Origin of the sequence: uncultured Maritalea sp., assembly GCF_937139385.1 — a bacterium.
In the GTDB taxonomy this organism is placed as follows: Bacteria; Pseudomonadota; Alphaproteobacteria; order Rhizobiales; family Devosiaceae; genus Maritalea; species Maritalea porphyrae_A.
The window spans coordinates 1-8,030 of record NZ_CAKZPW010000409.1; the positions used below are offsets into that span (position 1 = coordinate 1).

Annotated in this window: 7 protein-coding genes, 1 pseudogene and 1 riboswitch; of the genes and pseudogenes, 3 read left to right on the forward strand and 5 right to left on the reverse strand. The window is 49.9% G+C overall.

The features are described from left to right. Positions 1-1,041 (forward strand): annotated as a pseudogene (locus Q0231_RS16145) (hypothetical protein); the annotation flags it as partial. A 5-nt stretch (positions 1,042-1,046) separates the two neighbouring features. On the opposite strand, the gene Q0231_RS16150 reads toward Q0231_RS16145, so the two are convergent. The 3 genes from Q0231_RS16150 to thiB are packed head-to-tail and all read right to left on the reverse strand — an operon-like array spanning position 1,047 to position 4,306. After that, positions 1,047-1,667, reverse strand: a complete 621-nt coding sequence (locus Q0231_RS16150; protein ID WP_269394812.1) for an ATP-binding cassette domain-containing protein — start codon at positions 1,665-1,667, stop codon at positions 1,047-1,049. Further along, positions 1,651-3,279, reverse strand: a complete 1,629-nt coding sequence (locus tag Q0231_RS16155; RefSeq protein ID WP_299349221.1) for a hypothetical protein — start codon at positions 3,277-3,279, stop codon at positions 1,651-1,653. The genes Q0231_RS16150 and Q0231_RS16155 overlap by 17 nt, the downstream gene beginning before the upstream one ends. Before the next feature lie 19 nt (positions 3,280-3,298). Further along, on the reverse strand, positions 3,299-4,306 hold the full coding sequence (gene thiB, locus Q0231_RS16160) for a thiamine ABC transporter substrate binding subunit (protein ID WP_299349222.1): 1,008 nt from the start codon (positions 4,304-4,306) through the stop codon (positions 3,299-3,301). Positions 4,307-4,377: 71 nt separating this feature from the next. Then, positions 4,378-4,471, reverse strand: a riboswitch (TPP riboswitch). A 25-nt stretch (positions 4,472-4,496) separates the two neighbouring features. On the opposite strand from thiB, the gene Q0231_RS16165 reads away from it, so the two are divergent. Beyond that, the gene (locus tag Q0231_RS16165) at positions 4,497-5,192 is read left to right on the forward strand and encodes a thiamine diphosphokinase (RefSeq protein WP_299349225.1); all 696 of its coding nucleotides are present in this window, start codon (positions 4,497-4,499) and stop codon (positions 5,190-5,192) included. A gap of 22 nt (positions 5,193-5,214) precedes the next feature. Next, positions 5,215-5,838, forward strand: coding sequence for an FMN-binding negative transcriptional regulator (locus Q0231_RS16170; RefSeq protein ID WP_269394808.1), 624 nt, complete (start codon positions 5,215-5,217; stop codon positions 5,836-5,838). Here the strand turns inward: Q0231_RS16170 and rpoH are convergent. Both rpoH and Q0231_RS16180 read right to left on the reverse strand, forming a co-directional pair. Further along, a complete protein-coding gene (gene rpoH / locus Q0231_RS16175) occupies positions 5,835-6,719 on the reverse strand; it encodes an RNA polymerase sigma factor RpoH (RefSeq protein WP_269394807.1) in 885 nt (294 codons plus the stop codon). The two genes, Q0231_RS16170 and rpoH, sit on opposite strands and share 4 nt — an antisense overlap. A gap of 184 nt (positions 6,720-6,903) precedes the next feature. Continuing rightward, positions 6,904-7,911, reverse strand: coding sequence for an RluA family pseudouridine synthase (locus Q0231_RS16180; RefSeq protein ID WP_299349229.1), 1,008 nt, complete (start codon positions 7,909-7,911; stop codon positions 6,904-6,906). Positions 7,912-8,030: the final 119 nt, after the last annotated feature.

Here is an 8,030-nt window from a genome sequence, read left to right on the forward strand (position 1 = left end):
CAAATTGTTGAAGACGAAGAAACCGGCGGCAACGGTTTGACTGTGTTTTTGATGTTGGTGGTATTGTTGCTGGCGGGAGCTGGTGGAGGTGCGTTTTGGGCTTGGAAAGAAGGCTTTGTCGATCTTAATCCGCTTATGGCGCAATTGGGCATGGTGGAGAAAACAACCAAAACTGCAACAGCGCCAAGTGTGGCCGCTGAACAGACCCCTGCGACAAATGATAGTGTGCCAGTGCAAAGCAATGTGCGCGACGTAACCGCAACAAATGCGACGCCAACGGTGAGTGAAACGCCGCCACAGACCACTCCCGTTGCAGAGGTGCGCTTGCCCACTGAAACTGCTCCTGAGGTGCCCACAAGTGAAACAGTGGAGACGTTGCCTGTAACTGAAGTGGCGCCAATTAGTGAGACGCCGGTTGCATCAACCGAAGAGCGGTTAGTGGCTGATGCCGCAACCGAACCTGATCAACCAAAACTCAATGTGGGTGATACCAGCGAAACGGCAGTTGAGGTTGGCAGTAGGTCGTTGTTGATTGAAGAGCAGATTACCGGAACTGGTGGGGCTGTGCCTTTTACCGGGGAGACCGTTTGGTCGCGAGACGTCGATGAAACTGGAGCACCGGTGATCAAGGCGGTTGTTTCCGTTCCTGCGCGCAACTTGTCCGTAAATGTGCTGTTTAGAAAAAACAGTGACGATGCTCTGCCCGCCAGTCATCTCTTTGAGATCAACTTCTCTGTAACGGAGAGTTTTCTTGGTGGCGGCATTGCCAGTTTGCCGGGCATTTTGCTTAAGGACCAAGAGTTGGCACAGGGAGATCCATTGATCGGTGCATCGGCAAGGGTTTTTGATAATTCATTCTTCTTTGCGCTAAGCGCTGCGGAAGCGGATCTTTCTAAGAATGTTGCTTTGATTTCAAAACGCGGTTGGATTGACTTGCCTGTCGTTTATTCCACTGGTCGTAAAGCGATCGTGACCATGGAAAAAGGCAAAGAGGGTGCAGCGATTTTTGAATCTGTGTTGGCAGCATGGGCCGCTGAATAGGCCCTCTAACGCACAACCGCTTCTAATCTGCCATCCTTTAGATTGAACAATTGATCGGCCAAGGCATCAAAATCTTGGCTGTGATGGCTGACCAAAATGGCGTGCCAGTTGTGCTGTTTTACTAAGTTTTTCACGAGATCTCGCATTTGGCTGGCCGTATCGCCATCCAGTGCAGAGAATGGTTCATCGAGCAGCAAAATGGGCTGATTGCGGGCCAAGGTGCGGGCCAATGCAACGCGCTGTTGTTGTCCACCAGAGAGAGATGCGCATTTTTGGTTTTCAAAACCCGCTAGTCCCACTTCCGCCAATTTTTCACTTGTATTGATGTAGTCTTTACGTCCCAGCTGCACATTTTGGGCGGCGGTAAGGTGCGCGAACACATTGTCTTTTTGAAACAGAATGGACACGGGGCGTTCTTCTGGCGCAAGCCTAAGAAGAGAGTTGTCATCTAGTTCAATTTGACCTGATGAGGGGGTTTGAAACCCTGCGACCAAATCAAGCAGTGTGGATTTTCCAGAGCCGCTTGCCCCCGCAATGCCTACGATTTCTCCGCGATTTACTCTGAAGTCAAAGTGATATGGTGTGGTTTTTGGATAGGCGAATTCTACTCTATTGAAGGTGAGCATTGTCGCGTCCTCCCAGTATTTTGGGGAAAATGTAAAAGCTAAATACTGCGATGAACAGTAAAATTGCAGCCAGCATTGCGGCGTCATTGGACCGATATGCCCCCAAAGCACGGTACATCATCCAAGGTAAGGTGCTGAAGTCGTCTGTGCCAAATAGGGCGATGACCCCAAGGTCGCCAAACGAATAACTAAAGCCAAGGGCAAAAACATAGGCGCATTCTTTGCGGATAAGGGGCAGTTCGATAAAGCGGAACCTGCGCCAGCCGTTGATGTTTAGGCTTTTGACCAGACGAAAATGTTTGTTGGCTATTTTCTCAACAGGCGGGCCAAGCGTTGCGTTTGCCAGCGGTAAGGCCAATAGCGCATTGGCAATGACCACAACATAGATGCCCACTTTTGATGTGTCCAAGCCTGCAAATCGGGCCAACAAAAAGAATCCAAGAGCCAAGACGATCGACGGTGTCGCAAGGTAGGCAAAAACCGGTGCGCTGATGAACGTGCGCAAAAGATTGGTGCTGGTGGGGCTTGTATTTTGGTAGATCAATTCGGCACGTGCAAAAGCAAGCAACATGGCACAAGTGAGCGCGATGGTGGCGCTGGCGGTAGCGATGATACAAGATGTAGCTAGGGCGTTGAGAAATTTTTGCGAGCTGATGAGCTTGAATATAGCGGGATCAAAGCCTTCATAGAGGATGATCAGCAAAGGGCTTGCATAGGTGAGCATAAGCACGAACAGCAAGGCGCCGATTATCCATTTTACTTTGCCTGTTGCGGCCCAGAGGTGGTTTTGGCTGGCGCCAATTAGCACTGAATTGCTTTTAAGTCCTGCTGTGGGGATGATGATGAACAGGCAAAACGCCAATTGCGCTGCGGCTAAAAGCGCTGCGCGATGAAGGTCAAAATCAAGCTTTACCGCTTCAAAAATGGCAACTTCAAATGTGGCATTGGCAGGGCCGCCGCCTAGCAATAGCACGACGGAAAATGATGTAAAACACATCAAGAAAATGGTTGCGCCAAGGCCGGGCATGGCGCTTTTGAGAGCAGGCCAATCAAGGATTGTGAAGCGTTGCCATTCGCTTAGGCCAAGGGATTGGCCCAATTTTAAGCTGGCGCTGGGTAATGCTTGCAAGCGATCATAAAATATCCGCGCGGCGAAAGAGCCGTTGAGAATTGTGTGAGCGGCAAGAATGCCTTGCAGTCCAAAAATGGTGAAGGGCAGTTTGCCTAATCCAACAGATTGGCCGATGTCGTTGATGAGCCCGGCGCGCCCCCAAATGGCTAATAGACCGAAAGCCACCACCAAGGTGGGCAATACCAGCCCGGCGGACAGGAAGGCTAGAACAAATGGTTTACCGAAGAACGTGAGACGGGTGAGTGCAATGGCAACAATGCTGCCGGTTACGAAAGCAAGTAAAACGGAAAGGCCCGCTTGAATGGCGGACATTCGAAGCAGGTGAAAAATATCGATCGAACTGGTTTTTGGATTACCAAACAGATCAGCGGCTTGCCAAATGATGGCAATGAGGGCGCAAATGAGCGCCCCGACGCATAAGGCAATGAGCAGGCCCACCAATAGGCGCGGCGCGCGCAAAAGGGGGAAGGTCCCGCCCATAGGGCGAGACCATGTTTTATTATTCAATGCCGGCAAAGAAGGCACCAATATATGCCTTTGTGTTGGCGCCAACGTCTTGATCATCAAGCAGCAACGTCTGCTCTTTGGTCAAAGGTGTTGCAAAACCCTCAGGCAATCCGCCTTCCAATTCAACCACTGGGAACATCCAGTTGGTTGTCGGGATGATTTTTTGCGCGTCTTGGCTCACAAGATACTTCATGAAGCTCTGTGCCAATTCTTGGTTTTTTGAGGACTTCAAAACACCGGCCAATTCGATTTGCAGGTAGTGACCTTCGTCAAAAATCGCTGCGGCGTAATTGTCGTCCTCTTCGGCGATCTTATGGTATGAAGGCGAGGTGGTGTAGCTTAGCACCATGTCCGCTTCCCCATCCAAGAACAGGCTGTAGCTTTCAGACCAACCTTTTGTGACGGTTAGGATATGATCTTTTAGATCAGGCCACATCTCTGCAGTATCGTCGCCATAGGCCGCTTTTGCCCAAAGCACCAAGCCAAGGCCGGGTGTGGATGAGCGTGGGTCTTGAATAACGAATTTGAAATCTTCGCCCGCTTTGTCCAAATCTTCAAATGAAGTTGGTGCCTTTGGGAAGTCTGATTTGCGATAAACGAAGGCAAAATAGCCATAGTCAAACGGCACAAACTGCTCTGATGAATAATCGATTGGCAATTTGAGTGCTGACAGATCTGTGTTGTGTGCAGCAAACAATTCGGTGCTTTTTGCTTCAGCTGCAACACTTGTATCGAGCCCTAGAATAATGTCCGCTTTTGTGCTGTCGCCTTCAAGTTGGGCTTTGCGCAGGGCGCTGATCGCATCTTCTGCGCCAACAAAATCCACGATGCAATTGCAAGTGGCTTCAAAGCCAGCTTTGATTTGTGGGCCAGGGCCCCAATCGGATGCGAAGCTATCATATGTATAGATGGTGAGCGTTGGCTTATCGTTTGCCACTGCAGTTGATGCAAATGGAACAAGAGAAATAAGCGCCGCAATCGTGAGTTTTTTCAAAGACATGTACTGTCCCTCATATCAAACAATGTGCGGTCGTGCATAAAAGGGGAAATGACAATCTTTAGCCGTTTTGGCACTTGTCATCTCGGTCTCCCTCCGCCAGCATGACCTGGTTCAGGTTATATGGGTTTATTCTCAGCTCCTTTTGGAGCACCCCAGCGAGATGGGGCTAACTTAGTCGATTTGAGTTGTTATGCAAGACCCCAATAAGTCGAGTGCGCAAAAGGCCCTATTGCTATTTTCAACGCCCGTTATTGTGCTGGGTGGAGGGGATTTTGACCCCGCCCAATTGCGCGAGTTCGTAGAACGAGGCTATGCGTTGATTGCGGCTGATGGGGCGGCAGACGCGGCGTTGGCGCTGGGGCTTCAATTGCATGCCGTGATTGGAGATTTTGATTCCATTGCGGATCGCAGTGCGTTTGATCCAAACGTTCAGATGATTGAAATTATCGAGCAAGAAACCACCGATTTTGAGAAATGCCTATACTCAATTGATGCGCCCATGTTCATTTGTTTTGGCATGTTGGGCAAAAGGGTCGATCATACGCTCGCCGCATTTCACACCATCGCGCGATATGGGGCGCAAAAGCATATTGTTTTGATGGATCAAGTCGATATGTGTATTGGCGTAGCGGGGGATTTTGAGATTGATTTACCGGTGAGGACAAGGTTTTCAGTTTATCCGCTTCACCCAGCAAAATTTAAGTCGTCGGTTGGCCTGAAATTTCCGTTAGATGGATTGACCTTGGATGTGGGGAAACGCATTGGTACGTCAAACGTAACTTGTGCGCCAAAAGTGCAATTGAATTGTGCAAAAGACTTTGATGATCCATATCTTGTCATCTTGCCAAGAACACATTTTGGCGCGATCTTGAATAAGCTGTACTAACCAACGAATTGGGACCCCGCCAATGTATCAACCACCGGCTTTCAAAGAGACGCGCAAAGAAGTATTGCTTGATGCAATTGCGCAGCACCCATTGGCCGCCTTGGTCTGCAACATTTCTGAGGGGCTAACAGCCAATCATTTGCCGATGGTTTTGGCCAAAAACGGCGAGCAGCTGCATGCCCATTTGTCGCGCGGCAATGATTTGCTGGAGCAGTGCGAAGATGGGGCTGAGGCTTTGGCCATTTTTCAAGGGCCTGCGCACTATATTTCCGCTGGGTGGTATCCGGGTAAAAAAGAACATGGCAAAGAAGTGCCTACCTACAATTATGTGGTGGTGCACGCGCGGGGCAAGTTGCATTTTAAGCATGATGCTAAATGGAAACTATGCCATTTGAAATCTATGACGGATCAGATGGAAGAAGGTCGGGTAGACCCATGGTCCGTTTCGGATGCGCCAGCAGATTACTTGGCGCGTCAGCTCAAAGGGCTTTATGGGCTGGAGTTTGAAATCACCGAACTCGTTGGCAAATGGAAGATGAGTCAGAACCGCCAAAACATCGATAAAGCCGCCGTTGTTGAAGGTTTGCACGACGATGGTGATCAAGCTGCCCTTGCGACTGCAGCGATTATCAAAAAGGGCCTTTAGGCCGGTTCCCCTGCTTTTTCCAACGCCTGCTTTTTCACTTCGATCTGCACCTTCTCAAAAGCGCGCACTTCGATTTGTCTGATGCGTTCACGGGAGACTTCAAACTTTTGCGCAAGTTCTTCCAGCGTCAAGGCAGGTTCGCGCAAGCGGCGGGCTTTGAATATCTCTTGTTCACGTTCGTTTAAAACGCTCATGGCGTTGTTGAGTAAGCTCATGCGCTCGTCATATTCTTGCGCATCGCCAAGGGCGGTTTCTTGGTCTGGTTCATCGTCCACCAGCCAATCTTGCCACTGTGATGCGCCTTCGTCTGAGCGCATGGGTGCGTTCAAGGATGCATCGCCTGTAAGGCGTTGGTTCATGGATACAACGTCTGCCTCAGACACTTTTAGCGTTGTGGCAATTTGTTTGATCTGGTCAGGATGCAACGCGCCATCATCAAGGGCAGCGATTTGACCTTTGATTTTGCGTAGGTTGAAGAATAGGCGTTTTTGGGCGGCGGTGGTGCCGATTTTTACGAGCGACCATGAGCGCAGCACATATTCTTGAATTGATGCGCGGATCCACCACATTGCATAGGTTGCCAGGCGGAAACCCTTATCTGGCTCAAACCGTTTAACCGCCTGCATAAGCCCCACATTGCCTTCTGAAATCACCTCTGAAATTGGCAATCCATATCCGCGATAACCCATGGCAATTTTGGCCACAAGGCGCAGGTGCGACGTGATGAGTTTTTGAGCGGCCTCTGGGTCTTCATGCTCTTTATAGCGCTTGGCGAGCATAAACTCTTCGTTTGGCTCAAGCATTGGGAATTTGCGGATTTCCTGCAAATAGCGCGATAAGCCATTGTCTGAAGACAATGTTGGCAAATTTGTTTGGGCCATTTAGCACCCCCTCATTCCCGTTGCGTGTCGCATCAAACTCAGCCGACACAATTTGATGCTCCATGCTGGACGCACCACATGCAATCAATTTGATTGTTGGACACTATATAGGGCCGATATATGGCATTTCACCCCTTTGAGGGAGAAAAATGTTCAAAAATCGACAAAAGAGCTGAAACTTGGCCTAAGAATCAGCGGTTTGCAAGGTTTTTTCAAGATTTTCCATATCGGTGGGAAAAGGGGAAGAAAAGTGCATCTTGGCGCCAGAAACGGGATGGGCGATGGTCAAATCCACCGCGTGTAGGGCTTGGCGAGTCAAGGATTTGAGTGATTTTTGCACCAACATGGGTAGATTGCGCTCACGGCTTTCAAAACCAATTCCATATGTTGGGTCGCCCAATAGGGCGTGGCCAATGTGGGCCAAATGGACACGGATTTGATGGGTGCGACCTGTTTCGAGCTGACAAGCAATTTTGCTTACTGTCCATGCGTTGCCGCCGAAAGCCATAAGGGTTTTATAATGGGTGACCGCATGGCGGCCATTCTTCTCAACAATCGCCTGCTTGGTGCGGTTGTGTGTCGAGCGACCAATCATTGCATCGATTGTGCCGGCTTCTGGGTCTGGTACTCCCCATACAAAAGCATTGTAGGTACGGCGCAAAGGGCCATTCTTACCGTGGTCTGCAAATTGAGCGGAAAGGGACCTATGCGCCTCGTCGGTTTTGGCCGCAATCATGACGCCGGATGTATCTTTGTCTAAGCGATGCACGATGCCAGGACGTTTTACCCCACCGATGCCTTTAAGGCTGTCGCCGCAATGAAACAGCAGGGCGTTGACCAATGTATCTTTTTCAACGCTAGCGGCGGGATGGACCACCATGCCGGCAGGTTTATCGATGACAATGATCGCATCATCTTCAAACAAAACGTTGAGCGGGATGTCTTGGGGTTCAGGATCTGCGTCAGTTGGTGCGGGTTCGGCAAAACAAAGTTGCTGATCTTGTTTGACGCGGTATTTCGGCTCGCTTATGGTCGCGCCGTCAATTGAAAGCGCACCAGTGCGAATGAGGGCTTGGCATCTTGATCGGGAGTGTCCATCAAGGAGCGAAGCCAAAACAACGTCTAATCGCTTGCCGTGATCTTCGGCGCTGACAAAAAATGTAACCAATTCGCTTTCGGAGCCCATGTGCATGAGTGCTGATAAACCTTTAGATGCTAATGACGAAAACAATGAGCTTACCCCTGAAGTTGAGGCGGTTATAAACCGCGCCCGACGTTCATTTGGCGTGAGTGTTCTCGTCCTCATGGTTG